Below are 25047 nucleotides of genomic sequence, written 5' to 3'. Positions count from 1 at the left end.
CCTACTCAAATGCTGCGCAAGGCCTGTTCGAGGATCTCGGCGCCCTCTTCCGCCTCGGCGACGGTGAGGGAGAGCGGCGGCGCGATGCGCAGCACGCTGGTGTTGTGACCGCCGCCCTTGCCGAGCAGCAGGCCGCCCTCGCGGGCCGCCTCCAGGACGGCCGCGGCCGCGTCCGGGTCGGCCTCGTCGGTGCCCGGCCTGGTGAGTTCGAGGCCGGCCATCAGGCCCCGGCCGCGGACCTCCCGTACGGCGGGCACGGTGGCGGCGATCGCGCGCAGCCGCTCCAGGAGCATGCCGCCGACGCGGCGGGCGTTGCCCTGGAGGTCGTGTTCCAGCAGGTACGCGAGGTTGGCGACGCCGGCCGCCATGGTGACCGGGGAGCCGCCGAAGGTGGAGATGGAGTTGGAGTCCAGGCAGTTCATCACCTCGGCGCGGGCCACGACGCCGCCGATGGACATGCCGTTGCCGATGCCCTTGGCGAAGGTGAGGATGTCCGGCGGGCCGTTCTGGGCGTGTGCCTGCCAGCCCCAGAAGTTGTCGCCGGTGCGGCCCCAGCCGGTCTGCACCTCGTCGCTGATCCACAGGATGCCGTGGCGGTTCAGGACCTCGCGGAAGGCTCCGTAGAGGCCGTCGGGCGGGGCGGTGAAGCCGCCGACGCCCTGGATCGGTTCGGCGATGAGGGCGGCCACTCCCCCGCGGGCCTGGCCGAGTACGTCCTCCAGGTCCTCGACGGCGGCGGCGGTGAAGGCGGCGTCGTCCAGGTGAGCGAAGGGGCCGCGGGTGCGGACGGCGCCCTGGACGTAGTACGTCTGGAGCGGCGAGAGGCTGGTCGGGGACCAGCCCCGGTTGCCGGTGATCGAGACGGTGGAGAAGGACCGGCCGTGGTAGCTGTTGCGCATCGCCAGGATCTGGTTGGAGCGGCGGTACGTCGTCGCGAGCAGCAGCGCGGTGTCGTTGGCCTCGGTGCCGGACGTGGTGAAGAAGACCCGGGCGTCGGGGATGCCGGAGAGGGCGGCGACCCGCTCGGCCAGCTCGATCATCGGCCGGTTGAGGTACAGGGTGGAGGAGTGGATGATCCGTCCGGCCTGCTCGGACACGGCCTTGGTGACCTCGGGCAGGGCGTGGGCGGTCATCGTGGTGAGGATGCCGCCGAAGAAGTCGAGGTAGCGGTTGCCGTCGGCGTCCCAGACGTGGCGGCCCTCGCCGTGGGTGAGCTCGATGGGGTGCTTGTAGTAGAGCGCGAGCCAGTCGGGCAGGACGGTGCGGTGGCGGCTGTGGAGCGGGGTCGGGTTGGTCACGGTTGTACGAGCCCTCCGTAGGCGTCGGGGCGGCGGTCGCGGTAGAAGGCCCACTGGTCGCGGACCTCCTTGATCAGGTCGAAGTCGAGGTCGCGGACGACGAGTTCCTCGTCCTTGTCGCTGGCGACCTCCCCGACGAACTGACCGCGCGGGTCGACGAAGTAGCTGGTGCCGTAGAAGTCGTTGTCGCCGTACTCCTCCTGGCCGACGCGGTTGATCGCGGCGACGAAGTACTCGTTGGCGACGGCGGAGGCGGGCTGCTCCAGCTGCCACAGGTACGCGGACAGGCCCCGGGAGGTGGCGGAGGGGTTGTAGACCAGCTGGGCTCCGGCGAGGCCCAGTTGGCGCCACCCTTCGGGGAAGTGGCGGTCGTAGCAGATGTAGACGCCGATCCGGCCGACGGCGGTGTCGAAGACGGGCCAGCCGAGGTTGCCCGGTCGGAAGTAGTACTTCTCCCAGAAGCCTTTGACCTGGGGGATGTGGTGCTTGCGGTACTTGCCCAGGTAGCTGCCGTCGGCGTCGATGACGGCGGCGGTGTTGTAGTAGAAGCCCTCGCTCTCCAGCTCGAAGACCGGTACGACGATCACCATGCCGGTCTCGCGGGCGAGGTCCTGCATCCGGCGTACGGTCGGACCGTCGGGGACGGCCTCGGCCCAGCCGTAGTGCTCGGGCTCCTGGACCTGACAGAAGTAGGGGGCGTTGAAGACTTCTTGGAAGCCGATGATCTGCGCGCCCTGGGCGGCTGCCCGCCGGGCGTGCTCCTCGTGTTTGGCGATCATCGATTCGGTGTCTCCGGTCCAGGTGGCCTGGACCAGCGCGGCGCGGACGACTTGGGCCATGAGCTGCTCCTCGCGACGGGAACGCCGAGTTCTACGCACGTAGACGGTATGCGTAGGGAGTAGAACGTAGGCCTCGTCACACCGTGGGGCAAGACCGCCGTGCGCGGTTGGAGTAGTCGATCACGTTACGTCGCCCCGCGGTCGAATGCGGTCACCAGGCGGGCGGGTTACGCCCCCTACGCACCGGCGATGCCCGCCACCCGCAGGGCGTGGACCAGGTCGCGGTGGTGGGGTCCGGGCAGCGCCCGGGCCACCCGGAGCAGGCGCGGGGCGAACCACCCCGGGTCGCGGCGGGCCAGGCCCGCCGCCTCCTCGGCGGTGCGCACCCGGACGAAGGCGCCGAGGAGTGCGTCGGCCTCGCGGATCCGGCCGGCCCCGCCGAGGGCGAGCGCGGCGTCCGCGACCTCGGCGGCCGGGCGGGCCGCGCCCTGGCGCAGCAGGGCCTCGCAGTCGGCCTCCCGGCCGGCGGCTCCGAGGGCGGCCGCGGCCGCCGCGAGCCGCTCGGGCGGGAGCGAGGCCGCCTCCCACAGCAGGGTGGTCCAGTCGGCCGTGAGCCCGGCCCCGGTCAGCTCGGCGGCGAGTGCGGGCAGCTGCCCGGCGGGCCGGGCCGCCGCCTCGCACAGCAGGGCGTGCGCCTCACCGCTGCGGCCCTGGGCGCGCAGGGCGAGCAGGGCGGCGGCGACGGCTCCGGGGACGCCGCCCGAAGGACCTGCCGCCGGTTCGGGGCGGGGTAAGGGGCGGGGCGCGGTCACCCCGCCGCCGGGGACCTCGGGGGCGGGGACGGGCTCGGGGGCGGGGGCGGGGACGGGCTCGGGGGCGGGGGCGTGCGGAATGCCGAAGCGGGCTCCGCGCGGTGCGGGGAGCTCGGCGCCGGGACCGGAACCGGGCGTGCCGTCCCCGCCGGGGTGTCCCGGCGGCGGGGTGAAGGCCGGCGCCTCGGGGGCCGCCGAGCCCGCGTACCGGGCGCCGCCGGAGCGCCGCGCGCCGCGCAGCCACCGCCCCTCGGCCCGGCCGACCGGCGGCTCGGGCCGCCCGGTGGGCTCCTCGGCAACGGGCGTCCGCGACCCGGCGCCCGGTCCGGCGGTCGGCCCTGCGCTCTGTTCGGCGCCCGGCCCGACGCCCGGGCCGCCGCTCTGCCCGGCGCCGGGTTCGGCGGTCGGCCCAGCACCCTGTCCAGCACCCGGCCCGACGCCCTGTCCGGCGGTCGGCCCACCGCCCGGCCCGGCGCCAAGTCCGGCGGTCGGCCCGGCACCCGGCCCGACACCCTGTCCGGCGCCCTGTCCAGCACCCGGCCCGACACCCTGTCCAGCACCCGGCCCGGCGCCCTGTCCGGCGGTCGGCCCGGCGCCCGGTTCGGCGCGTGCCTCCCGCTGCCTGGGCACCCCCGGCAGCCACCGCGCCCCCTCCGACCGCGCCGGCCACAGCCCGTCGGGGCCCGTGCGCAGGGCCCGCAGCCGGGCAGCCAGGTCCTCGTGGCGGGCCACGGCGCGGGCCACGTCGTCCTGGGCCCAGGCGAGCTCCCGGGTGAGGGCGTCCGTCTCGGCCCGGTCGGCGGTCCGGCCGAGCCGTACCGTCAGGTTCCGCAGGGCCGTCTGCGATGCGGCTCGCTGGGCCACCGCCGCCGCGAGCAGGGTGCGCAGTTCCCCCTCGCCGCCCGGCAGCCGGTCCCAGACGAGGACGGCCGCCGCCCGCAGCTGGGCCGCGTATACGGTCTCCCGCGCCGCGAACTCCGCGCCCCGCGCTCCCGCCAGGTCCCGCAGCAGCGATTCGACCATGTCCCACGGGGGCATCGCCGCCCCGTCGAGACAGGCCTTCATCCCTTCCGGATCCCGGCGCAGGAACTCCCCGTACCAGCCTGCCCCGGGATCCAGTCTCTGCGTCAACCCGAGCAAGTACCCCGAGAGTTGACTGATCGCCAGCGAAGTCGCGGTCTCCATGACCGCATTGGATCCCAGCTGTGTTACGGGCGGGCTACGGGAGTCTCAAAGCTTGACGGCGATCGCGGTGTGCGGCCGCTTGCCCCGGCGCGCCAGGGCGGCGGGCACGTCCACCACCCAGAACTGCCAGGTGTACTTGCGCGACATCAGCTTCCGCACCCGCCGCAGCCCCGCCTCGTCGAGCAGCCGCGCCTCGCCCTCCCGCGCCTGCGCCCCTTCCTCGACGCGTCCGCGCATGTCGCAGGCGGTGACGGTGACCCGCCCGTTGTTGCGGATCCGCTTGACCTTCCAGGAGTCGCTGCGCGTCCACACGTACAGCTCGCCCCCGTCGGCGACCGCCCACACCGGGGTCGCCACGGGCGTGCCGTCCTTGCGGAAGGTGGTGAGGCTGACGTACCGCGCCCTGCCGAGCTCTTCGAGATCCATGCCCGCACCCTAGTAGTGCCCTGTGAAGTTGTCCGAAAGGCCGGGCGCCGGGTGCGAACTCCCCTACTCTTCTGGCCACCGGGAAACAGGGGGCGCGGATGGAGAAATCGGCCAAGGCCCGTGTGCTGTGGGAGGAACTGCGCGCGCTGGAAGAACGGGCCATGACCGCGCGCTTCGGCGGCAGAAAGCCGTATTCGCGGCGCAAGGTCGCCGTGGAGGCCGGGGGTGACCCCAAGACGCTGGGCAACGGCCTCAACAGGTGGCTCTCGGACGACTGGGGCACGGCGACGACTCCGGCCCCGCAGAGCGAGGCCCAGCTGTTGGCCGTGGTCGAGGTGTGGTGCCGGTGGTCCGGGGAGGCTTTCGTCAGAGGCAGGTGGGCGACCCTGCTGGACGAGGCCCAGCCGGTCGGCGCGAGGGCCGCTGCCGAACGGGCGCGGGCCTCCGCGTCCACCGGAACCGGGGCGGATCCGCTCGACCGGGCCGTCGAGGACCTGACTGCGGTCGTCCGTGCCGAACTGCGCGACGAACTGGACGGGCTGCAGGTGAACCGCCCGTATCCCCTTCACGTGTGCGGGCGGGCGGCGCCCAAGGACGACATTCTCGGGATGTATCGCCGTACACCAGCCGGGCGGCTCGTCATCCTGGGTGAGCCAGGCAGCGGCAAATCCGTCCTGGCACTGCGCCTGGCCCAAAGACTGATCGAGGACCACGGCCCCGGCGCCCCGGTTCCCGTGGTGCTCGCGCTGCGCACCTGGCACGTACCGTCCACCGGCTGGCGCCAGTGGCTGGCCGACACGCTCGCCGAGCGGTACCCGCCCCTGCGACGGCAGCGGGACGGGGACATCACGCTGGCCCGTGAGCTGGTGGATCGCGATCGGATCCTGCCCGTCCTCGACGGTCTCGACGAACTGCCCGAGCAGCTGCGGGCCGCTGTCGTCAAGCAGTTGCCCGGCGACGGGCCCGTGGTGGTGACGAGCACGCCAGAGGGCTACACCGCGGCCGTGGAGGCCGCCGGGCCGATACCGGGCGTGACGGAGATCCCCCTCGGGGAAGTCGACGACCGCGAGCTCGCACGGTACTTACCGCGATCGAGTCGCGCCGACTGGTCGCCCGTCGTCGACCCGTCCGTCAGCCGGGATCCGGCCGCGGCCGCCGTCCGCGAGGCTCTGCGCAGCCCGCTCATGATCGCGCTCGCACGCGACGTCCACCGCGCCGACCCCTCCGAACTGCTGAAGGTCGCTGCCGACGGTGGCAGCACCGCGGTGAAGCACCATCTCCTCGACGCGTTCGTTCCCGCTGTCTATTCCGAGCGGCTGCGCGAGCCGCAGAAGAAGCGCCGCCGCGGTTCACGGGAGTGGCACTCCAGGGATGCAGAGGATCGCGAGACGACACACCGGTACGTCCGGGTTCTCGCCGGGCTCGCCGCGGACGAGCGGTCGGGGGGCGTCCTCGCGTGGTGGCGGTTGTACGCCACCGTCCCGCGCGGCTTCCGCGCGCCGGCCATCGGCACGCTCTACCTGTTCACCGGCCTGGTCGCGGCGGCGCTCGCGCAGGTCGTCTTCTCCTGGACCGGTGGCTCCGGCACGGACGTACTGCTCGCCGGCCTCCCCGTGGTCGCCGCGGCTGCTGCGATCGGCGCTCACCGGGGTCTCGGGGACACCGCCTCGCCCGCGCCGGCGCACGTCCGGCTGCGGTTCCGCGGCCGGACCGCGAAGGTCCTCCGGGAATCCCTGATGGTCTTCCTCCTCGCCAAGATCTCCCTGTTCCTCGTGAAGGCCGTCGCGACCGCCACGGGGCAACGGGCCGTACTGGCGATGGCCGTGGTGATCTCGTGGGGGCTCGGCCTGGCCATCGCCGGCAGCTACATGCTGCGGCAGTTCCTCGAGGCCCCGCTCAGGCTCGAAGCGGTGCCGAGCACACCGGCAACCCTCGCGGCAGCACGCCACAGCCTCTTCCTGACGTCGGGCATCGCGCTCTTCTCGACCGCCCTCGGTCTCGGCGTGGTCGCCGGGGCGGCCTTCCACTCGGCGCGGTGGACCTTGGCGGTCGTCGCTTTCGCCGTCCCGCTGCGTCTGGCGACCGCTGTCCTGTCGACCGCCTACGGCAGGTTCTGCCTCGTGGCACGGCCGTACTTCGCTCTGACCGGTCGGCTGCCCTGGCCTCTGGTGGACTTCCTGGACGACGCGGCATGCCGCGGTGTGCTGCGCCCGATCGGTCCCGTGTACGTCTTCCACCACGACCTGCTGCTGCGTGTCCTCCTCGACGGCTCTCCCCCGTCCCGGCGCGATGCCGTGGGCCGCCGAGCTGCTCCGAAGGGTCCTGCGTGACCTGAGCGGAGCCGTGTCCTTCCGCCGGGGCGCGTCCCGGCGGGGGGCGCGGACGGCTACCAGGTGTGCACCCACCAGGCGAGGGCTCCCGCGAGGCCGGAGCCGGCCGCCCACGCGGCGCCGCGGACCATGCTGAAGAGCGCGGCCCGGCCGAGCCTGCGGGTGAGGAACGCGGTCTTGTTCATGAGGTGACCTCCCGTGTGGTCCCCCGGCCCCAGTGGCCGGGCATGACGACCGTGCCGGGTGGTGGCGGGGTCTGTCCGGGGAGACGGGCAGTGCGATCGGATTCCCGCTGCGCTCCTGGTCACGGGGGTGCCCGCAGTGCCCGCAGCGGGCACTGCGGGCATCGGGCGACAGGGGTCTCAGGCGGGCGGGGTCTCTCCGTGGCTGACCGTTTCCCAGGCCACGAACAGCTCGTCCGTCCCGGCCGGCCGCGTCTTCTCGACCAGGGCGCGGGTGTACGGGAGCTTCGCGCCGGTCCGGGTCTCGTAGTGGTGCAGGGCCACCTCCAGGTCGGGCCCCATGGTCCGCTCCACCTTGCCCCCGCACAGCCACGGCGGGGCCTCGGCCCCGAGCTGGTACTTCGCGTGGAACTCCAGCGCGGTGCGCAGCCGGGCGGACTGTTCGCCGTACAGGTCGACGCCCTGGTGCCAGGCGGTCTCGGCGATGTGCGCGGACGCGGCGAGCGCGTAGCCGACGTGCATCAGGTTGCGGCAGGTCTCCTGGGCGATGCCGTCCACGTAGGTTCCCTGGTCGAACCAGTACGCCTTGACCTGGGCGGCCGTCTGGATGGCGGCCGCCCGCGGGGCCATCGGGCGCGGGCCGTCCATCCGGAGGTAGAAGTACGCGGGGACGCGCGCCCGGAACCGTTCCAGGGACTCCCGGAAGACCGCCCGGTCCTCCAGGAAGACGGCGATGGAGACGGCGGCGTCGGTCATGGCCAGTTCCCAGTTGCCGTTGTAGGCGGGCACCTGGGCGCGGACGGCCGGCAGGTAGGCCCCTCTCAGCATCGCCTTGAACCGGGCGACCCGGGGCTGCGCCCAGTCCGGGTAGTCGGCGTGCATGATCTCGGCGGCCCGCGCCCAGCTGGATCCGGACCAGGCGGCCTGGAGTCCGGCGTTGTCCGCGCGGTGCTCCTTCATCACGGCCGACCAGGCGTCCATGATCTGTACGGCCTTGCGCGCGTGGGCGGCCCTGCCGTTCACCGACCACAGCAGTGCGTGGCTGTAGGCGGCGATCGCGTCCTGGCGTTCGTCGAGACAGGACTGCGGTCCGCTGTTGAAGGGGCAGGGCACGACGTCGGCCGGGTGCGGGGTGTAGTCGAGCGAGGCGTAGCGGCTGCCGAGGAGGGCCCGGTACGCGGAGAGCCAGGGTTCCTTGCCGGCCGCGACCATCCGCTTCGCCTGCCGGAGCTGGCCGTGGCTGACGACGACGCCGGGGTGGTGGAAGACCACGTCGCCGGGGCGGGGGCGGCCTTCGGGGGCGGCGCACGCGGCGAGCAGCAGGCCGCCCGCGAGGAGGGCGCCGACGACTGCGAAGCCGACTCGCTTGGATGCGTTCATGGCTGACACGCCTTCACGCTTGCCCCGCGCTCCGGACCTCCCACCGCCGATTGGGCCGTCTGGCCGCCGGGCCCGCCCGAACGGCAGGCCGGGACACGCCTCAGGCGGGGACGACGGCGCAGCGTCGCAGCAGATCGTCCAGGGAGAGGCCGAGCGCCGCGGCGAGGGCGGCGACCGTGAAGAAGGCGGGGGTGGGTGCCCGGCCGGTCTCGATCTTGCGCAGGGTCTCGGCGGAGAGCCCGGCGCCGGCCGCGACCTCGACCATGCTGCGGTCGCCGCGGGCCTCGCGCAGCAGGACGCCGAGCCGCTCGCCGCGCTCGCGCTCTTCGGGGGTGAGGGGGGTACGGACCATGCCGCCATCCTACCCCGCACACCAATAAATATCCCGTTATTTTTATACCGGTATAGTTATTGGCATGGTGAAACTGAAGACCGACCGAGAGATCGACGAGATGCGGGCCGCGGGCCGGGTGGTCGCCCGCGCCCTGGCCGCCGTACGGGAGGCCGCCGGCGTGGGGGTGTCCCTGAGGGACCTGGACCGGGTGGCCCGCGAGGTGCTCCGTGAGGCCGGCGCCACCTCGCCCTTCCTGGGCTACCGGCCGCAGTTCGCGCCCGTGCCCTTCCCCGCCGTGGTGTGCGTCTCGGTGAACGACGCGATCGTGCACGGCATCCCCGACGACTACCGGCTGCGCGGCGGCGACCTGGTCAGCGTCGACTGCGGGGCGAAGCTCGGCGCCTGGGTCGGGGACGCGGCGGTCAGCTTCACCGTCGGCCCGGCCCGGCCCGCCGACCTCCGGCTGATCGAGACCTCCGAGGCGGCCCTCGCCGCCGGGATCGCCGCCGCCGTGCCGGGCAACCGGATCGGCGACATCGCCCACGCGATCGGCACCACCTGCCGCGCCGCCGGGTACGGGGTGCCGGACGGCTTCGGCGGCCACGGCGTCGGCCGCACCATGCACGAGGACCCGGGCGTGCCCAACGAGGGCCCGCCGGGACGCGGCATGAAGCTGCGCCCCGGCCTGGTCCTCGCCATCGAGCCGATGCTGATCGCGGGCGGTACGGACGACTACGCCTGCGACGCGGACGGCTGGACCCTGCGCACCGTCGACGGCAGCCGCGCCGCGCACTCCGAGCACACGGTCGCGATCACCGCCGACGGCCCGCGGATCCTCACGGCCCTCTGAACCGCCTTCCGGCCGCTACGGCTTCCCGTGCGGGTGGACCACCATCGCCGAGCCGCCGCCGCGGCGGCTGGTCTCGGCCGCCGCCAGCCAGCGCCCGTCCGGCAGCCGCTGCACACCGGTGGCCGCGCCGATCTCCGGGTTCTGCCGGAAGGCCTGGCCGATCGCCTCCAGCTCCGCGCGCAGCGGGCTGTTCCACAGGCCGGGCTCCAGCTCGGTGGTGGTCTGGTTGCGCTGGCTGGCCCGTGGCGCGGCGATCGCGTCGACCAGCGGCAGACCCCGGTCCAGGTGACCGATCAGGGTCTGCAGCACGGTGGTGATGATGGTGGCGCCGCCCGGGGAGCCCACCGCGAGCACCGGACGGCCGTCCTCCAGCACGATCGTCGGGGACATGGAGGAGCGCGGCCGCTTGCCGGGGCCGGGCAGGTTCGGGTCCGGGACCCCGGGCGCGGCCGGGGCGAAGGAGAAGTCGGTCAGCTCGTTGTTGAGCAGGAAGCCGCGTCCGGGAACGGTGATCGCGCTCCCGCCCGTGGACTCGATGGTCAGGGTGTAGGAGACCACGTCGCCCCAGCGGTCGGCGACCGTCAGGTGCGTGGTGTTCTCCCCTTCGTACGTGGTCGGGGCGGCCCGGCCGGAGCCGCCGCAGGCCGCCGGGTGGCGCGGGTCACCGGGAGCCAGCGGGCTGGTCAGCGTACGGTCCGGCGCGATCAGGCAGCCGCGCGAGTCGGCGAACCGCTGCGAGAGCAGTTCGCGCGTGGGCACGTCCACCGCCGCAGGGTCGCCGACCCAGCGGCCCCGGTCGGCGAAGGAGATCCGCGAGGCCTCGATGAAGCGGTGCAGGTACTGCGTCTCGGACAGCTTCGAGAGGTCGGTCCGCTCCAGGATGTTCAGCGCCTCGCCGACCGTGGTGCCGCCGGAGGAGGAGGGCGCCATGCTGTAGACGTCCAGGCCCCGGTAGTTCACCCGGGTCGGGTCCTGTCGCTTCGTCGCGTACGCGCGCAGGTCGGCGGTGGTCAGGTCGCCGGGGCGGACCTTGCGGGTGGCCGCCGGGTCCACCGGGGGTGTGCGCACGGCCCGGACGATGTCCTCGGCGAGGGGCCCGCGGTAGAGGGCGCCGGTCCCCTTGCGGCCGAGTTCGGCGTAGGTGGCGGCCAGGTCCGGGTTCTTGAAGGTGGAGCCGACCACCGGCAGGGCGCCACCGGGCAGGAAGAGCTTCGAGGTCGCCGGGAAGTCCTTGAAGCGGTCCTGGTTGAGCTCGGTCTGGGCCCGGAAGGTGCTGTCCACCGTGAAGCCCTCGCGGGCCAGTTTCTCGGCGGGCTTCAGCAGCTTGTCGAGCGGGCGGGTGCCCCAGGCGTCGAGGGCGCTCTTCCAGGTGGCGGGGGTGCCGGGCACGCCGACCCCGCGGCCGCTGGTCTGCCCCTCCGCGAAGGGGATGGGCAGGCCGTTCTCCTGGAAGAGGGTCTCGGTGGCCGTGGCGGGGGCCGTCTCGCGGCCGTCGATCGTGTGCACCCGGCGCGAGCGGGCGTCGTAGTACACGAAGTAGCCGCCTCCGCCGATGCCCGCCGAATAGGGCTCGGTCACCCCGAGCGCGGCGGCGGTGGCGATCGCCGCGTCCACGGCGTTGCCGCCGGAGCGCAGGACGGCGATGCCCGCGGCGGAGGCGTCGGCGTCGACGCTGGCGACGGCACCGCCGTAGCCGGCGGCGACCGGCACCTTGGCCGGTGGGGCGGTCGTGGTGGGCGGGGCCGCGGCCCCGGTGGAGACGAGCGCCCCGGCGAGGGCGATGAGCGCTAACTGACGTGCGGCGGGAGCACGCATGCGGTTCCTCCGGTCGACGGCCGGTCAGGTCTGGTTGGCGCAGCGTAACTTCACCGCACCCCCCGCGTCAGGAAGGCCGCCCGGCGGCTACCATCCGCCGCATGAACGACGACGTGCGCAACATCGTGCTCGGGGTGATAGCCACCGCCGTCAGCGGCGGGTTCGGCTGGTTCGCCCGGACCTATCTGTGGCGCCGGGCCCTGCGCCGCAAGCAGGCGTTCTTCGGGCTGCCGGCCGGCGCCGAGTGCCTGTTCGTGGTCAACCGGCAGATGGGCGGCAAGGAGTCGTCGGTGCACCGCAACGACGCGTTCGCGCTGCTGGAGATCTCCGCGCTGATCAAGGACTGCGGGGCGAACGTCCAGATCGTCACGCACGACGAGGCGCGGCAGGGCTTCGGCGACCGCGCCGAGTTCTGCGTCGGCGGCCCGACGTCCAACACCCGTACGGTGGCGCACCTGGCCTCGATGCTCCCGGGGGTGCGGGTGAACGTCGACACCCAGGCGCACGAGGACCGGGGCGCGATCCAGGTGGGCGGCGAGAGCTACCGGTGGGCCAATGGGCAGGTCGAGTACGTGCTGCTGGCCAGGCTGACGGGCGCCCAGGGCGGCCGTCCCGTCTTCCTGCTCTCCGGGCAGACCGCGGTCAGCAACCAGGCCGCCGCCCGCTATCTCGCCCGCCACCACGAGCGGCTGGCCCGCACGTACGGCAAGGATCCCTTCTGCCTGGTGCTGAAGGTGGTCAACTCCGATGCCTACGGCCCCGATGTGACCGAGCTCGCGGCCGATGTCACCCGCGCCGCCCTGACACCCGAACCGGCAGCCGTGTGATCCCGTTGATGAAGTTGGAGACCAGCCGGCGCGGCGGTCCCGCCAGTTCCGGCGCGGGCATGGCCGCGCACCACTCCTCGTAGAGGACGCGCAGCTGGAGCCGGGCGAAGTGGGCGCCGAGGCAGACGTGCGGGCCGTCCCCGAAGGAGACGTGCGGGTTGGGCGTCCGCGCGAGGTCGAGGCGGCCGGGGTCGGTGAAGACGCGCTCGTCGTGGTTGGCGGAGGCGTGGAAGACCACCACCTTGTCGCCGGCGCGGATGGACCGCCCGGCCAGTTCGGTGTCGACGGCGGCCGTGCGGCGGAAGCTGAGCACCGGCGGGTGGACGCGCAGGAGTTCCTCGACGGCCCGGTCGAACGGGACGGATCCGTCCGCGAGCCCGCGGTAGGCGTCCGGGGCCCCGGCCAGTGCGAGCAGCCCGCCGGGGGCGGCGCTGCGCACGGTGTCGTTGCCCGCGACGGTGAGCAGGAAGAAGAACATCTCCAGTTCGGCCGGGGCGAGCCCGGCTTCGGCGAGGACGGTCATCACGTCGTCGCCGGGGTGGGCGCGCTTGTGGCCGGCCAGTTCGCGGGCGTACGCGAACATCTCGCCGAGCAGGGCCGGGGAGCGCGGGTCGAGCGGAGTGCCGTCCGGGCCGAGGAGCGGCGCCGGGGCGTCGTCGGGGTCCTGGTACCCGATGATCCGTACGGTCCAGTCCAGCAGCAGGGCCCGGTCGGCGGCCGGGATACCCAGCAGGTCGGTGAGGTTCAGCAGCGCGTACTCGTCGGTGACGGCGCGCACCACGTCGACGGTGCCGTCCTCGGCGTCCTGGCGGGCGGCGGCGAGCAGGGCGCGGGCGCGTTCCCGTACCCGTCCGGCGAAGGCGTCGACGCGGGCGGGGGTGAAGGCGCGGGACACCAGCCGCCTCAGCCGGCCGTGCCCGGGCGGGTCCTGGTTGAGCATGGTGCTGCGTAGGAAGGGCAGGTCGGCCGGGTCGGGGTCGCGGATCTGGGTGGCGCCCAGCCAGGAGGAGTACGTCCGGTGGTCGCGCAGGACCCGTACGACGTCGGCGTGCCGGGTGACGGCCCAGAAGCCGGGGCCGGCGGGCCAGCCCCCGATCTCCGGCTCCGCCTGCCGGGCCACGGGATGCCGCTCGCGCAGCAGCTGGTAGCGCTCGTGCGGGATGCCGGAGGCGTAGATGCGGGGGTCGAAGACGTCCGGGACGTCCGCGGCGTGGTCCATGGGGCCACCGTGACGGGTGCCCGGCCCCGACCGCAAGGGTGCGGCGCCGGGGCCGGGGGTGCGCCGGGCCGGTCAGCGTTCGCGGTCGCAGTCGGCGGCCGGGAGGGTGGTGTCGGGGCCCATCAGGATGACGGGGCTGACGGCGTCCGTCAGGACGGCGGTGCCGATGGTGCACACGATCTGCATGCGGGCCAGGTCCGAGAGGTCGCCCACGGCGAACGGCACCCGGACCGTCGTTCCTGCCTGCGAGGTCGGGCTCACCGCCATCTGGTCCTCCTGTCCGGCGGACAGCCGGGGCAGGGCCGTGGTGAGCCCGACCTCGGCGGCCCGGCCGCGGGGGCCGTCGAACAGCAGCCGCAACAGCACCACGGGGTTGAGCCGGTAGCCCTCCGCCAGGCTGAAGGGGCTCGGGGCCAGTCGGTCGCCGTCCTTGGCCACGAAGTAGAGGAAGTTGCCCTTGCTCCCGGAGACCTTGACGGTGGCGGAGTGGCCGCTGTCGATCACCCCGCTGCGTTTGATCCCGCATCCGGTGAGCAGCAGGGCGCAGCCGACCAACGTGGCCGTGGCCACCGCTGCCCGGGATCTCGTTCCGTGCCCGGTCACGCGTGGGCCTCCAGCGGCATGTCGAGGGTGAAGACGGCTCCTCCGGCCGGTCCGTTGGCCGCGAGGAGGGTTCCGCCGTGCAGGCGGACGTTCTCCAGGGTGATGGCGAGGCCGAGCCCGCTGCCGGCGGAGCGGGTCCGGGCCGCGTCGGCCTTGAAGAAGCGGTCGAAGATGTGCGGCAGCACCTCGGGGGCGATGCCGGGTCCGCTGTCGGCGACCTCGATCAGCAGCCGCTCGCCGTCCTCGCCCGGTGCGGTCCGTACCGTGATGCGTACGGGGGCTCCGCCGTGCCGCAGGGCATTGCCGACGAGGTTGGCGAGCACGACGTCGAAGCGGCGCGGGTCGAGCCGGGCGCGCACCTGCTCCGGCAGCTCGGCGACGATGCGGTCGTCGACCCAGTGGCGGCGTTCCAGGGTCTTGCGCACGGCTTCGGCGATGTCCACGTCGTCGAGGTTCAGCTCGGCGGCCCGGGCGTCGAAGCGGGAGATCTCCATCAGGTCCTCGACGAGGACGGCGAGCTTGCCGGTCTCGGCGCTGACCAGGCGCAGGGCCTTGGCGGTGTCGGCGTCGAGGCGTTCGGCGTCCTCGTCGAGGACCTCGGTGACGGCGAGCATCCCGGCGAGGGGGGTGCGCAGTTCGTGGGAGACGTCGGAGGCGAAGCGGCGGGCCCGGACCTCCGCGTCCTGGAGCTCGCTCACGGACTGTTCCAGGGCGCGTGCGGTCTCGTTGAAGGTGCGGGCGAGTCCGGCGAGCTCGTCGGCGCCCCGGACCTCGATCCGGGTGTCGAGGCGGCCGCGGCCGAGGTGCTGGGCGGCCCGGCGCATGTCGCGGACCGGCCGCAGCACGCTGCGGGCGGCCAGCAGCGCGGGCACGATGGCGATGGCCAGGCCCGGCACGGCGCCCTGCTTGGCGGCGTCGACCATGGCTTCCACGGTCTGCTTCTCGGTGGAGAGCGGGACGCTGGCGTAGAAGACGGCTCCGGTGGACTCGGTGGAGCCGTTGTGCTCGAAGAGGGCGGGGACGCCGATGGTGAGCCACGGGTTGCCGCGCGCGTCCTCGACCCGCTGGAAGGCGGTGTAGTCGTGGCGGCGGACCTTCTCGCGCAGGTTGTCGGTGATCACGCTGGAGGTCGGTGTGCCGGGGTTGGTGGAGACCCGCACGCTGCCGTACTCGCCGAAGATGATCCACGGGTGCGGTTTGCCGCGCTTGCCGAGTTCGATGACGATGCGCTGGAGCTCCTGCTGGTCCAGCGGAAGCCGGAACTCCTGCTGCTCGACCTGGTCCCGCAGGGTGCTGATGGCGGTGTCCTGGGTCTGCTTGAGGATCGCGTTGCGCGCCTGCTGGTAGGTGAGGGCCGCGGTGGTCACCGCGCTGATCGCGGCGACCAGCAGGAAGGCCGCGATCAGTCGGGTGCGCAGGCCCAGCGGCGCGATGCGTCGCACGCTCGCCTACAGGGGACCGAAGCGGTAGCCGAAGCCGCGCACGGTCTGTATGTAGCGGGGGCTCGAAGCGGGGTCCTCGACCTTGGTGCGCAGCCGGCGCACGCAGGCGTCCACGAGCCGGGCGTCGGCGTGGTAGCTGTGGTCCCAGACGTACTCGAGGAGTTGCTGGCGGGAGAACACCTGCTCGGGCGAGGCCGACAGGTGCAGCAGGAGCTTGATCTCGCTGGGGGCCAGCGGCACGCGCTCGCCGTTCTTGGCGACGCTCAGCCCGGCGCGGTCGATGGTCAGCTCGCCGTGGTGCTCGACGCCGGAGCGGGTGCCCACGGGGTCGCTGAGCCGGCGCAGTACGGCTTTGATGCGGGCCTCGATGACCTCGGTGCGGGCGGGTTTGACGATGTAGTCGTCGGCGCCGGCCTCCAGGCCGACGACTATGTCGAAGTCGTCGCCGCGGGCGGTGAGCATGATGATCGGCACCTGGCTGGTCTCGCGGATGCGGCGGCAGACCTGGACCCCGTTGATCCCGGGCAGCATCAGGTCGAGCAGGACGAGCTCGGGGCGGAAGCCGCTCATCAGCGCCAGCCCTTCCTCGCCGGTCTCGGCGGAACTCACGTCGTGGCCCCGGCGGCGCAGGCCGAGGCCGACCCCCTCACGGATGGAAGGGTCGTCCTCGATCAGCAGTACGCGTGGCATCCGGTCAGTATCCCAAAGCTGTTGCAGGGCTTACTTCCCCCCTATCGGCCGATCCGGCGCCACAGGGAGTTCAGCATGTCGGTGATCTCCGTCAGGCGCAGCGGCCCGGCGAGGATGACGACGACGAGGACCAGTGCGGCGGTTCCCGCCCCGAGCGCGGCGAAGTTGCCGAACGGGTCGGCGGCGCGCGCTGCCGCGTACCCGGCGGCGGCCGCCGGCGTACAGGCGGCCAGCAGCCGCAGGTGGGTCCGTACGGCGGTCGCGCGCCGTTCGGCACGGGTGCCCGCGCGCGGGCCGAGGCGGCGGGTGAGCGTGTACGCGGTGACGGCTGCGCCCGCGAGGAAGGCGACGGAGGAGGCCGCGGCCATGCCGGTGACGGCCCAGCGCGGGGGCAGCAGGAAGTAGGCGGCGGCGGACAGTCCGGCGGTGAGCGCGGCGATGACCAGGTTGAGGAAGAAGGGGGTCCGGGTGTCGGAGAGGGCGTAGAAGCCGCGCGAGAGGACGTACTGCGCCGAGTAGGCGATCAGCCCGGGCGCGAAGGCGATGAGGATGCCCGCCATGACCTCGATGTCGGCGGCTCCGGTGCGCCCGTACTCGAAGACGCTGCCCATGACCCAGGGGGCGAGGGCGGCGAAGAGCGCGGCGGCGGGCACGACCAGGGAGGCGCTGGAGCGCAGGGCGTAGGAGAGGTCGCGGCGCACGGCGCCGAGGTCGCCCTCGGTGGCGGCCGCGCTCATCCGCGGCATCAGGGCGGTCACGAGGGAGACGGTGATGATGCCCTGCGGGACGATCCACAGCTGGTAGGCGTTGCTGTAGGCGGTGTAGCCGGCGCCGCCCGCGAGTCCGGCCTCCACGGCGTGCTGTCCGGTGGTGGTGGAGAGCCGGGTGACGACCCAGTAGGCGAGCTGGTTGGTGAGGACGAGCATGACCAGCCAGCCCGCGTTGCGCAGCGGGCGGCCGAGGCCGCTGCCGCGCCAGTCGAAGCGGGGGCGCCAGCGGAAGCGGGCGGCGCGCAGCGAGGGGACGAGGGCGAGGGCCTGGATGACGATGCCGATGGTGGTGCCGAGGCCGAGGAGCCGGGTCTCGGCGGCGGTGAGGCCGGCCGCCGCGTCGTGGGAGAGGTGGAGGAAGAGCCCGAAGACGCCGATGATGACGAGGTTGTTGAGGACCGGGGTCCACATCATCGCGCCGAACCGGCCTCGGGCGTTCAGCACCTGCCCGAGCAGGGTGAAGAGCCCGTAGAAGAGGATCTGCGGCAGGCAGTACCGGGCCAGCGCCACGGTGGTGCTCGCCTGGGCGCCGTCGTAGTCGGTGTACACCGAGACGATCAGCGGGGCGGCGAGGACGGCGGCGGCGGTGAGCACCACGAGGGCGGCGGTGCAGGCGGTGAGCAGCCGGTCGGTGTAGGCGGTTCCGCCGTCCGCGTGCTCCTTGGCGGCCCGGACGAGCTCGGGGACGAAGACGGCGTTGAGCGCGCCTCCGATGAGCAGGATGTAGATGATGTTCGGGACGGTGTTGGCGACGGCGTAGCCGTCACCGAGGAGTCCGGTGCCCAGCGCCGCGACGACGACGGCGGAGCGGATGAAGCCGGTGGCGCGGGAGACGATCGAGCCGGCGGCCATGAGCGCGCCGCTGCGCAGCACCGAGGTCTTCCCGGAGGGCGCGTCCGCGGCTCCCGGGGCGGCGGCCGCTCCGGTGGCGGTGTCGGTGGCGCTGTCGGTGTCGGTGGCCGTCACCGGCGGGCCAGGTAGGCCTGGAACGCCTTGTAGAGCGCCGCGTTGGCGACTCCGTCCATCGGTATCTCCCACTCTCCGAGCGTTTCGACGACCTGTCCGCCGGTGCCGAGCTTCCAGCGCAGCAGCCCGAAGGAGCGTTCGTCGGGGTCGAGGGTGGAGGGTACCCCGCGCATGTCGTACTCCTCCGCTCCGAGGTCGTGTGCGTCGCACATCATGCGCCACTGCAGGGCGTTGCTGGGCCGTACCTCGCGGCGGTGGTCGGCCGAGGCGCCCGTCTGGTACCAGACCCGGTTGCCGGCGGCGATCATCGTGTGGGCGGCGAGGATCTCGCCCCGGTGGACGCCCAGGTAGAGCCGCATGCGGCCGGGCTGTTCCTCGTTCAGGACCCGGTACTGCTGCTCGTAGTACGCGAGGGAGCGGCCGAGGCGGAAGCCGTCGCGCTCCTCGGTGATGCGCAGCAGCCGGTAGAACTCGGGCAGGTCGGCGTAGGTGCCGACGACCGTCTCCACACCGGCCTTGGTGGCCTTGCGCACGTTGCGCCGCCATTCCTGGTTGAGACCCGACCACACCTCGTCGAGGGTGCGGCCGGCCAGCGGCACGCGGAAGACGTGGCGGGGCTGGGCGTCGCCGTCGTCCTCGCCGCCGCACCGCTTCCAGCCGCGGGTGCGCAGCCGGTCGGCGAGGGCGGCGCCCACCGGGTCGACCTCGCTGGCGAGCACGTCGGAGATCTGCCGTCCGGGCCCGGTCCCGGCCTTGACGGTGGCGGCGTCCCAGCGGCGGTAGGCGGGGGTGGGACCGATGCGGACGGCGAAGGCGCCGGAGGCGCGCAGGTGCCGCAGGAGCGGGTTCAGCCAGCGGTCGATGTGCGGATCGGACCAGTCGACGACGGGCCCTTCGGGGAGATAGGCGAAGTATTTCCGGGTGCCGGGGAATTGCCGGTAGAGAACGAGCCCGGCCCCCTGAATCTCTCCGTCCGGATAGTGCCATCCGACTCTTTCCGAACGCCAGAGGTCCTTTACCCGGGCCCAGGAGGGGTACTGGAGAAAGCTCGCGCCTCCGTTCCAGTGGAGGAAGGACTGGTATTCGGTGACGGACAGGGCGCGCACCCGTGGCTGTCCGTCCTGGTCATGGTCGTGCTGGGCGGGGTTCACGAGCAGTGCACACACGGCAGACAGCCTTCCTGTTCGTCCTGACGGTCTCTCACAGGACTCTCACAGCCGCCCATGACCGAAGTGCGCAACGTTTGTGACCGAACGATGACCGTTTTGCTGCGGTCGACGTCACAAGCAGGAGAGACGAGCTTTTCTGTCGAATGCGGAACCTAAAGTCGCCTTGTTCGCATCTCCTTTTGCGAACGTTCATCGCCACCACCACTTGAAGGGGCCCTTCGTTGAGCCGTATACGCCGCACCGCCATGGCGGGCACCGCACTTCTGGCCGCCTCGCTCACCGCCTGTTCGGGCGGGAGCGACGGTGGTGGCGACGACAAGGGCGGGGCCGAGCAGAAGCCGAAGGCGCCCATGGCCGTCTCGGTCAACCTCACGGGCGATCAGGTCAAGGCGGGTCAGCCGGTGTCGGTGACCGTCGCCGAGGGCAAGCTGGCCCAGGTGAAGGTGACCGACGCCAAGGGCGCCGAGCTGCCGGGGAAGATATCCGACGACGGGAAGACCTGGACCTCGGAGCGCAACGCCCCGCCCGGCGCGGAGTACAAGGTCGAGGCGCAGAACACCGACAACCAGAGCGCCGGCACCCAGTTCAAGACCAGCGCCGCCGACAAGGTGAACAAGGTCTCGATCAACATCCCCAAGGGCAGCACGGTGGGCGTGGCGATGCCCGTGTCGCTCGTCTTCGACAACCCGGTGACGAACAAGGCCGAGGTCGAGAAGCAGCTCAAGGTCACCACCTCGAACAACGCCGAGGGCTCCTGGGGCTGGATCAAGGACTACTCCGGCAACGACCGCGTCGACTGGCGTCCCAAGGACTACTGGAAGTCCGGCACGGACGTGAAGGTCGAGATGAACCTGAACGGCGTGGACTCCGGCAAGGGCGGCGGCCTGTTCACCCGGGACTACAACACCGAGTTCAAGATCGGCAAGGACCGCCGGATCCAGGTCAGCCTCGACACCAAGAAGATGTCGGTGACCCAGGACGGCCAGGCGCTCAGGACGGTCCCGATCTCGGCCGGCACGCCCGGCGGCAAGAAGGCCTCCTGGTCCGGGAAGATGGTGATCATGTCGAAGGAGGGCACCATCCGTATGGACTCCCAGACGGTGGGCCTGGACAACGCCTACAACAAGCTGGTCGATTACTCGATGCGGCTCACCTGGTCCGGCATGTACGCGCACGCCGCGCCGTGGAACTCCGGCAACTTCGGCCGCGCCAACAGCAGTTCCGGCTGTGTGGGCATGAGCGACGCCGACGCCAAGGAGTTCTTCGGGGCGTCCCAGATCGGCGACGCCTTCGAGGTGGTCGGCGAGGGCTCCAAGGGCAACGCGGACATCGGCAACGGCTACGGCGAGTGGAACCTGGGGTGGGACCAGTGGAAGGCCAAGAGCGCCCTGTCCGGCGCCCCGCAGAACGGCTGACGGCCGGGTCGCGTCCGGCCCGCGACGGCCGGTCCATCGCACACACCCAATCGTTACCGGCGCGTAACTTACTTGCGGGTCACTTTGGGTAACACGCTCCCGTCACCGTCGGGTCACTCTGCCGACCCGGCCCACGCGCGAGGAGCGACAGATGCGACGCACCACCACCGCCGCGGCCGCGGCGGCCCTGTTGGCCGCAGCCGCCCTGGGCCTGGCCCCCGACCGGGCCCAGGCGGCTCCCGCCTCCACCGCGGCAGCCGCCACCGCCGACGCCTCCTCCCGGATCCGCTTCCACGACATCCCCGGATCCGGCGGAGTCACCCTCAAGGGCAACGTCATCACCCCGGCCGGGGCCGTGAGCGGCCGCACGTACCCGCTGATCGTGCTGCCCACCAGCTGGGGCCTGCCGCAGACCGAATACCTCGCCCAGGCCAGGAAGCTCGCCGACTCCGGTTACGTCGTGGTCAGTTACACCTCCCGCGGCTTCTGGCTCTCCGGCGGCAGCATCGAGGTGGCCGGCCCGCCGGACATCGCCGACGTCGGCGCCGTCATCGACTGGGCCCTCGCCAACACCCCCGCCGACGCGGACCGCATCGGCCTCGGCGGGGTCTCGTACGCCGCCGGCATCACCCTGCTGGCCTCCGCGCACGACCCCCGCGTCAAGGCCGTGGTCGCGATGAGCGGCTGGGCCGACCTCATCGAATCCATCTACTCCGGCCGCACCCAGCACCTCCAGGCCGCCGCGATGCTCGGCGCCACCGGATACCTCACCGGCCGCCCCGGACCCGAACTCAAGACGCTCCTCGGCAACTTCCTCGGCTCCCGGCTGGACCAGGAGCAGCAGATGCTCGAGTGGGGCAGGAGGCGTTCGGCTTCCGAGCAGGTGGACCGGATCAACGCCAACGGCACCGCCGTCATGCTGGGCAACGCCTGGGGCGACACCATCTTCCCGCCCAACCAGTACGCGAAGTTCTACGAGCGGCTGACCGGCCCCAAGCGCCTGGAGTTCCGGCCCGGGGACCACGCCACGGCCGAGGGCACCGGCCTGCTGGGGCTGCCCAACGACACCTGGACCAACGCGCGCCGCTGGTTCGACCGCTACCTCAAGGGCGAGCGCAACGGCATCGACACCGAGGCCCCGGTGCAGATCAAGTCCCGTAGCGACAGCGGGTACGAGGGCTACGCCGACTGGGGGTCGGTCGGCTCCGGAGGCACCGAGGAGCTGGCGCTCTCCGAAAGCGAGCACCTCTTCGCCAACGTCGACTCCGGCGCCGACGGCGGCGTCCTCCTCCTGTCCAGCGCCCTCGACCAGTTCGTGAAGACGCCGCCGGTCGTCTCCGTCCCGCTGCTCCCCCGGGCCTTCGCGGCCGTCTGGCAGTCGCAGCGCCACGACGGGGCGCGCCGGATCCGCGGCACCGTGAAGCTGCACACCACCGTCACCCCCACCAAGGGCGACGGCACCTTCGTCGCGTACCTCTACGACGTCGGCCCGCTCGGTATCGGCAAGCTCGTCACCCACGCCCCGTACACCTTCCACGGGAAGGCTCCCGGCCGGGCCTTCGGCGTGGACCTGGAGCTGTTCTCCACCGCCTACGACGTCCCCGCGGGCCACCGGCTCGCCCTCGTCGTCGACACCGTCGACCCGCTCTACATCGAGCACAACCCCATCGGCGCGCAGCTGGCCTTCTCCTCGCCGCGCACCGATCCCAGCCATGTGTCGGTGCCGCTGCGCGAACAGTGACCCTCAGTGCTTGAGGATCTTGGAGAGGAAGTCCTTGGCCCGGTCGCTCTCCGGGGCGGTGAAGAACTGCTCCGGGGTGCGGTCCTCGATGATCTGCCCGTCGGCCATGAAGACCACGCGGTTCGCGGCGGAGCGGGCGAAGCCCATCTCGTGGGTGACCACGACCATGGTCATGCCCTCGCGGGCGAGCTGCCGCATGACCTCCAGCACCTCGTTGATCATCTCCGGGTCGAGGGCGGAGGTGGGCTCGTCGAAGAGCAGCGCCTTGGGGTTCATGGCGAGGGCGCGGGCGATCGCCACGCGCTGCTGCTGACCGCCGGAGAGCTGGGCCGGGAACTTCTGGGCCTGGTCGGCCAGGCCGACCCGTTCCAGGAGCTCCCGGGAGCGCCGGTCCGCCTCGCCCCGCTTGCGGCCGCGGACCTTGACCTGCGCGAGCGAGACGTTGGCGAGGACGGTCTTGTGCGCGAACAGGTTGAAGGACTGGAAGACCATCCCCACCTCGGCGCGCAGCCGGGCCAGCTCCTTGCCCTCGGCGGGCAGCGCCTCCCCGTCGATCATGATCGTGCCCGACTCGACGGTCTCCAGCCGGTTGATCGCCCGGCACAGGGTGGACTTCCCGGAGCCCGAGGGCCCGATCACCACCACCACCTCCCCGCGGCCGACGGTGAGGTCGATGTCCCGCAGTACGTGCAGCGCACCGAAGTGCTTGTTGACGCCCCGCAGCTCGATCAACGGTTCCACGGCCATGTGCTGCCCTGCCCACTTGTCGGAGTCGGAGTCGGAGCCTGGTCGGAGCCCGGGTCGGCGCCCGGGTCGGATTCGGTGCGCGGCGCGCCCGGGCGTCAGCCCTCGGAGGCCTCGGCGTACGCCTGGCTGAGCTCGGGGGATCCCGTCATCGCCCAGGACACGCCCGACTCGATCACGTTCAGCTCCCGGCCCGAGGCCAGCCTGATCACCGGCTGGCCGTTGGGCCACACCCGCCACGCGGCCCCCGGCACGGTCCGGATGATCACGGTCCCGAGGTAGAAGCCGGCGTCGTTGCCGAGCCAGGGAACCGCCTCGGGGTCCCGCCGCCAGCGGGGCATCAGCTGGTCCAGGGCCTCCAACGAGGCCCGGCTCTCGTCGAGTTCGAGCCCGGCCGTCCTCGCCTGGACGCGCAGCATCTCGCACTCCGAGAACAACTCGGCGACGCCCTCGGGGTCGTCCGCGAGGGCGGCGGCGAGTCCCGTGCCCTGTTCCGTTTCGCGTCGGTTCAGCCAGTTGCCCAGGAAAGGGATGTTCATACCGCCCAGCGTCGCACCAGGATCCGCCGCTGACCACAGGGCGCGCCTGGATCCGCCGGCCCGGACGTCCTCAGGCGCCGAGGTCCAGGTCCACGACGACGGGAGCGTGGTCGGACGCACCCTTGCCCTTGCGCTCCTCGCGGTCGACGTAGGAGTCGGTGACGGCCTTGGTGAAGGGCTCGTTCCCGTAGACCAGGTCGATGCGCATGCCCTTGTTCTTGGGGAAGGCGAGCATCCGGTAGTCCCAGAAGGTGTAGGGACGGTCGTACTTCAGCGCGCGCGGGAACACGTCCGAGAGCCCGGCGGCCCGCAGCGCCTCCAGGGCGGCCCGCTCGGCGGGCGTGACGTGGGTGAGGCCCTCGAAGACGGCCGGGTCGTAGACGTCCTCGTCGGTCGGGGCCACGTTGAAGTCGCCGAGCACCGCGAACGGCCGCGGACCGGCCGCGTCCGCGGCGACGGCCGCGGTCAGGGCGCGGAACCAGTCCAGCTTGTAGCCGTAGTGGTCGTGCTCGACCTCGCGCCCGTTGGGCACGTACACCGACCAGACCCGGACCCCGCCGCAGGTGGCGGAGATCGCGCGGGGTTCCTGGACGCCCTCGTAGTCGGGCCCGCCGGGCAGCCCGAGGGCCACGTCCTCCAGGCCGACCTTGGAGAGCAGGGCCACGCCGTTCCAGCGGCCGGTGGCGTTGACGGCCGCCTCGTAGCCCAGCTCGCGCAGCTGCTCGTGCGGGAACTGCTCCGCCGAGCACTTGGTCTCCTGGATGCACACGACATCCGTGCCGGAGCTCTCCAGCCAGGCCAGCAGGCGCGGCAGCCGGGCGGTGATGGAGTTGACGTTGTAGGTGGCGATACGCATACCTGCCAACCTACCGCCCGGCACCGACAGTCACAGTTCGGCGGAGTCCCCCGCGGTGAGTCGCCCGTGGTCGGTGCCCCCGAGGGCGCCCAGGGCGTTGTCGTAGATCGGCCGGGCGATGTCGGAGAGGTAGGCGTCGTGGATGTCCAGGGCCCGGCGCGGCTTGACCTCGCGGAGGTAGTCGATCACCTCGGAGACCTTGTTCCAGGGGGCGTGCACCGGAACCATCAGCGTCTCGACGGGGACACCGGGCACGGTCAGCGCGTCCCCGGGGTGGAAGAGGGAACCCTCAACGAGGTAGCCGACGTTCGTGACGCGCGGGATGTCCGGGTGGATCACCGCGTGCAGCTCCCCGTGGACCTGGACCTCGAACCCGGCCGCGCTGAAGGCGTCGCCGTGGCCGACGGTGTGCACCCGCCCCGGATAGGCGGGGGCGAGCTTCTCGGCGACACTGCGCAGGGTCCACAGCTCGACCGCCGGATCGGCGTCGAGGGCGGCCCGCAGCCGGCCCTCCTCGAAGTGGTCGGGGTGTTCGTGCGTGACCAGCAGGGCGTCCGCCCCCAGTCCCGCGTCCGGTTCGCTGAAGGCGCCCGGGTCGATGACGAGCGTGCGCCCGTCCTTCTCCAACTGGACGCAGGAATGCAGCCGCTTGGTGAGCTTCATGATCCCAGGCTA

General features: G+C 72.5%; 23 protein-coding genes. 5 read left to right on the top strand and 18 right to left on the bottom strand.

Translation table 11 applies throughout. From position 1 onward, the window contains the following. Positions 1-5: 5 nt before the first annotated feature. The 4 genes from ACXNSR_RS30930 to ACXNSR_RS30915 all read right to left on the bottom strand — a co-directional run bounded on the left by ACXNSR_RS30930 (position 6) and on the right by ACXNSR_RS30915 (position 4500). Positions 6-1298 (bottom strand): aspartate aminotransferase family protein, encoded by a 1293-nt coding sequence (locus tag ACXNSR_RS30930; RefSeq protein ID WP_458638639.1) that lies wholly within the window; start codon positions 1296-1298, stop codon positions 6-8. Then, complete coding sequence (locus tag ACXNSR_RS30925) at positions 1295-2137, bottom strand: nitrilase-related carbon-nitrogen hydrolase (protein ID WP_189740752.1); 843 nt, start codon at positions 2135-2137, stop codon at positions 1295-1297. The genes ACXNSR_RS30930 and ACXNSR_RS30925 overlap by 4 nt, the downstream gene beginning before the upstream one ends. A 176-nt stretch (positions 2138-2313) precedes the next feature. Then, complete coding sequence (locus ACXNSR_RS30920) at positions 2314-4074, bottom strand: hypothetical protein (RefSeq protein WP_458638638.1); 1761 nt, start codon at positions 4072-4074, stop codon at positions 2314-2316. Between the two features lie 45 nt (positions 4075-4119). Continuing rightward, positions 4120-4500, bottom strand: a complete 381-nt coding sequence (locus ACXNSR_RS30915; protein WP_202198888.1) for a PPOX class F420-dependent oxidoreductase — start codon at positions 4498-4500, stop codon at positions 4120-4122. 98 nt (positions 4501-4598) lie between these two features. On the opposite strand from ACXNSR_RS30915, the gene ACXNSR_RS30910 reads away from it, so the two are divergent. Continuing rightward, positions 4599-6830, top strand: coding sequence for an NACHT domain-containing protein (locus tag ACXNSR_RS30910; RefSeq protein ID WP_458638637.1), 2232 nt, complete (start codon positions 4599-4601; stop codon positions 6828-6830). 56 nt (positions 6831-6886) lie between these two features. Here ACXNSR_RS30910 and ACXNSR_RS30905 read toward each other — a convergent pair whose 3' ends face one another. The 3 genes from ACXNSR_RS30905 to ACXNSR_RS30895 form a co-directional block, all read right to left on the bottom strand. Beyond that, complete coding sequence (locus tag ACXNSR_RS30905; RefSeq protein ID WP_458638636.1) at positions 6887-7015, bottom strand: hypothetical protein; 129 nt, start codon at positions 7013-7015, stop codon at positions 6887-6889. Between the two features lie 177 nt (positions 7016-7192). After that, complete coding sequence (locus ACXNSR_RS30900; RefSeq protein WP_458638635.1) at positions 7193-8392, bottom strand: alginate lyase family protein; 1200 nt, start codon at positions 8390-8392, stop codon at positions 7193-7195. A 100-nt stretch (positions 8393-8492) separates the two neighbouring features. Continuing rightward, positions 8493-8744, bottom strand: coding sequence for a helix-turn-helix domain-containing protein (locus tag ACXNSR_RS30895; protein WP_030714642.1), 252 nt, complete (start codon positions 8742-8744; stop codon positions 8493-8495). A 64-nt stretch (positions 8745-8808) separates the two neighbouring features. On the opposite strand from ACXNSR_RS30895, the gene map reads away from it, so the two are divergent. Beyond that, positions 8809-9576, top strand: coding sequence for a type I methionyl aminopeptidase (gene map / locus ACXNSR_RS30890; protein WP_458638634.1), 768 nt, complete (start codon positions 8809-8811; stop codon positions 9574-9576). 15 nt (positions 9577-9591) lie between these two features. Here map and ggt read toward each other — a convergent pair whose 3' ends face one another. After that, positions 9592-11391 (bottom strand): gamma-glutamyltransferase, encoded by a 1800-nt coding sequence (ggt, locus tag ACXNSR_RS30885; protein ID WP_458638633.1) that lies wholly within the window; start codon positions 11389-11391, stop codon positions 9592-9594. Positions 11392-11492: 101 nt separating this feature from the next. On the opposite strand from ggt, the gene ACXNSR_RS30880 reads away from it, so the two are divergent. After that, positions 11493-12218 (top strand): hypothetical protein, encoded by a 726-nt coding sequence (locus tag ACXNSR_RS30880; protein ID WP_458638632.1) that lies wholly within the window; start codon positions 11493-11495, stop codon positions 12216-12218. Here ACXNSR_RS30880 and ACXNSR_RS30875 read toward each other — a convergent pair. From ACXNSR_RS30875 to ACXNSR_RS30850, 6 genes are all read right to left on the bottom strand, one after another. Continuing rightward, complete coding sequence (locus tag ACXNSR_RS30875; RefSeq protein ID WP_458638631.1) at positions 12178-13437, bottom strand: cytochrome P450; 1260 nt, start codon at positions 13435-13437, stop codon at positions 12178-12180. The genes ACXNSR_RS30880 and ACXNSR_RS30875 overlap by 41 nt on opposite strands. A 72-nt stretch (positions 13438-13509) precedes the next feature. Beyond that, on the bottom strand, positions 13510-14040 hold the full coding sequence (locus ACXNSR_RS30870; protein ID WP_458638630.1) for a hypothetical protein: 531 nt from the start codon (positions 14038-14040) through the stop codon (positions 13510-13512). Beyond that, on the bottom strand, positions 14037-15482 hold the full coding sequence (locus ACXNSR_RS30865; protein WP_458638629.1) for an ATP-binding protein: 1446 nt from the start codon (positions 15480-15482) through the stop codon (positions 14037-14039). The genes ACXNSR_RS30870 and ACXNSR_RS30865 overlap by 4 nt, the downstream gene beginning before the upstream one ends. Positions 15483-15488: 6 nt before the next feature. After that, positions 15489-16172, bottom strand: a complete 684-nt coding sequence (locus tag ACXNSR_RS30860; RefSeq protein ID WP_458638628.1) for a response regulator — start codon at positions 16170-16172, stop codon at positions 15489-15491. Positions 16173-16213: 41 nt separating this feature from the next. Next, complete coding sequence (murJ, locus tag ACXNSR_RS30855) at positions 16214-17908, bottom strand: murein biosynthesis integral membrane protein MurJ (protein WP_458638627.1); 1695 nt, start codon at positions 17906-17908, stop codon at positions 16214-16216. Further along, on the bottom strand, positions 17905-19014 hold the full coding sequence (locus ACXNSR_RS30850; RefSeq protein WP_458643443.1) for a lipid II:glycine glycyltransferase FemX: 1110 nt from the start codon (positions 19012-19014) through the stop codon (positions 17905-17907). Before ACXNSR_RS30850 ends, murJ begins: the two co-directional genes overlap by 4 nt. A 308-nt stretch (positions 19015-19322) precedes the next feature. On the opposite strand from ACXNSR_RS30850, the gene ACXNSR_RS30845 reads away from it, so the two are divergent. Further along, positions 19323-20492 carry a L,D-transpeptidase gene (locus ACXNSR_RS30845; RefSeq protein WP_458643442.1) on the top strand — a complete coding sequence of 390 codons (1170 nt, stop codon included), beginning with the start codon at positions 19323-19325 and terminating at the stop codon, positions 20490-20492. A gap of 151 nt (positions 20493-20643) precedes the next feature. Further along, positions 20644-22233 carry a CocE/NonD family hydrolase gene (locus tag ACXNSR_RS30840; protein WP_458638626.1) on the top strand — a complete coding sequence of 530 codons (1590 nt, stop codon included), beginning with the start codon at positions 20644-20646 and terminating at the stop codon, positions 22231-22233. A gap of 3 nt (positions 22234-22236) precedes the next feature. Here the strand turns inward: ACXNSR_RS30840 and ACXNSR_RS30835 are convergent, their stop codons facing one another. From ACXNSR_RS30835 to ACXNSR_RS30820, 4 genes are all read right to left on the bottom strand, one after another. Beyond that, the gene (locus tag ACXNSR_RS30835) at positions 22237-22980 is read right to left on the bottom strand and encodes an amino acid ABC transporter ATP-binding protein (RefSeq protein WP_458638625.1); all 744 of its coding nucleotides are present in this window, start codon (positions 22978-22980) and stop codon (positions 22237-22239) included. Positions 22981-23075: 95 nt separating this feature from the next. Then, positions 23076-23516 (bottom strand): DUF6278 family protein, encoded by a 441-nt coding sequence (locus ACXNSR_RS30830; RefSeq protein WP_458638624.1) that lies wholly within the window; start codon positions 23514-23516, stop codon positions 23076-23078. 70 nt (positions 23517-23586) lie between these two features. Then, positions 23587-24372 (bottom strand): exodeoxyribonuclease III, encoded by a 786-nt coding sequence (locus ACXNSR_RS30825; RefSeq protein WP_458638623.1) that lies wholly within the window; start codon positions 24370-24372, stop codon positions 23587-23589. Positions 24373-24402: 30 nt separating this feature from the next. Continuing rightward, on the bottom strand, positions 24403-25035 hold the full coding sequence (locus tag ACXNSR_RS30820) for an MBL fold metallo-hydrolase (protein ID WP_458638622.1): 633 nt from the start codon (positions 25033-25035) through the stop codon (positions 24403-24405). Positions 25036-25047 lie beyond the last annotated feature (12 nt).

This window comes from Streptomyces sp. NC-S4, from assembly GCF_054353315.1.
Note: the sequence above shows the minus strand (reverse complement) of the source record. Positions and strands in the feature narration are given on the sequence as shown.

Bases quoted from the DNA above. Each gene is read 5' to 3' on its own strand.
- ACXNSR_RS30925 (WP_189740752.1), bottom strand. From the start codon at position 2,137: ATGGCCCAAGTCGTCCGCGCCGCGCTGGTCCAGGCCACCTGGACCGGA.
- ACXNSR_RS30920 (WP_458638638.1), bottom strand. From the start codon at position 4,074: ATGGAGACCGCGACTTCGCTGGCGATCAGTCAACTCTCGGGGTACTTG.
- ACXNSR_RS30915 (WP_202198888.1), bottom strand. From the start codon at position 4,500: ATGGATCTCGAAGAGCTCGGCAGGGCGCGGTACGTCAGCCTCACCACC.
- ACXNSR_RS30910 (WP_458638637.1), top strand. From the start codon at position 4,599: ATGGAGAAATCGGCCAAGGCCCGTGTGCTGTGGGAGGAACTGCGCGCG.
- ACXNSR_RS30905 (WP_458638636.1), bottom strand. From the start codon at position 7,015: ATGAACAAGACCGCGTTCCTCACCCGCAGGCTCGGCCGGGCCGCGCTC.
- ACXNSR_RS30900 (WP_458638635.1), bottom strand. From the start codon at position 8,392: ATGAACGCATCCAAGCGAGTCGGCTTCGCAGTCGTCGGCGCCCTCCTC.
- ACXNSR_RS30895 (WP_030714642.1), bottom strand. From the start codon at position 8,744: ATGGTCCGTACCCCCCTCACCCCCGAAGAGCGCGAGCGCGGCGAGCGG.
- map (WP_458638634.1), top strand. From the start codon at position 8,809: ATGGTGAAACTGAAGACCGACCGAGAGATCGACGAGATGCGGGCCGCG.
- ggt (WP_458638633.1), bottom strand. From the start codon at position 11,391: ATGCGTGCTCCCGCCGCACGTCAGTTAGCGCTCATCGCCCTCGCCGGG.
- ACXNSR_RS30880 (WP_458638632.1), top strand. From the start codon at position 11,493: ATGAACGACGACGTGCGCAACATCGTGCTCGGGGTGATAGCCACCGCC.
- ACXNSR_RS30875 (WP_458638631.1), bottom strand. From the start codon at position 13,437: ATGGACCACGCCGCGGACGTCCCGGACGTCTTCGACCCCCGCATCTAC.
- ACXNSR_RS30860 (WP_458638628.1), bottom strand. From the start codon at position 16,172: ATGCCACGCGTACTGCTGATCGAGGACGACCCTTCCATCCGTGAGGGG.
- ACXNSR_RS30845 (WP_458643442.1), top strand. From the start codon at position 19,323: ATGGCGGGCACCGCACTTCTGGCCGCCTCGCTCACCGCCTGTTCGGGC.
- ACXNSR_RS30840 (WP_458638626.1), top strand. From the start codon at position 20,644: ATGCGACGCACCACCACCGCCGCGGCCGCGGCGGCCCTGTTGGCCGCA.
- ACXNSR_RS30835 (WP_458638625.1), bottom strand. From the start codon at position 22,980: ATGGCCGTGGAACCGTTGATCGAGCTGCGGGGCGTCAACAAGCACTTC.
- ACXNSR_RS30830 (WP_458638624.1), bottom strand. From the start codon at position 23,516: ATGAACATCCCTTTCCTGGGCAACTGGCTGAACCGACGCGAAACGGAA.
- ACXNSR_RS30825 (WP_458638623.1), bottom strand. From the start codon at position 24,372: ATGCGTATCGCCACCTACAACGTCAACTCCATCACCGCCCGGCTGCCG.
- ACXNSR_RS30820 (WP_458638622.1), bottom strand. From the start codon at position 25,035: ATGAAGCTCACCAAGCGGCTGCATTCCTGCGTCCAGTTGGAGAAGGAC.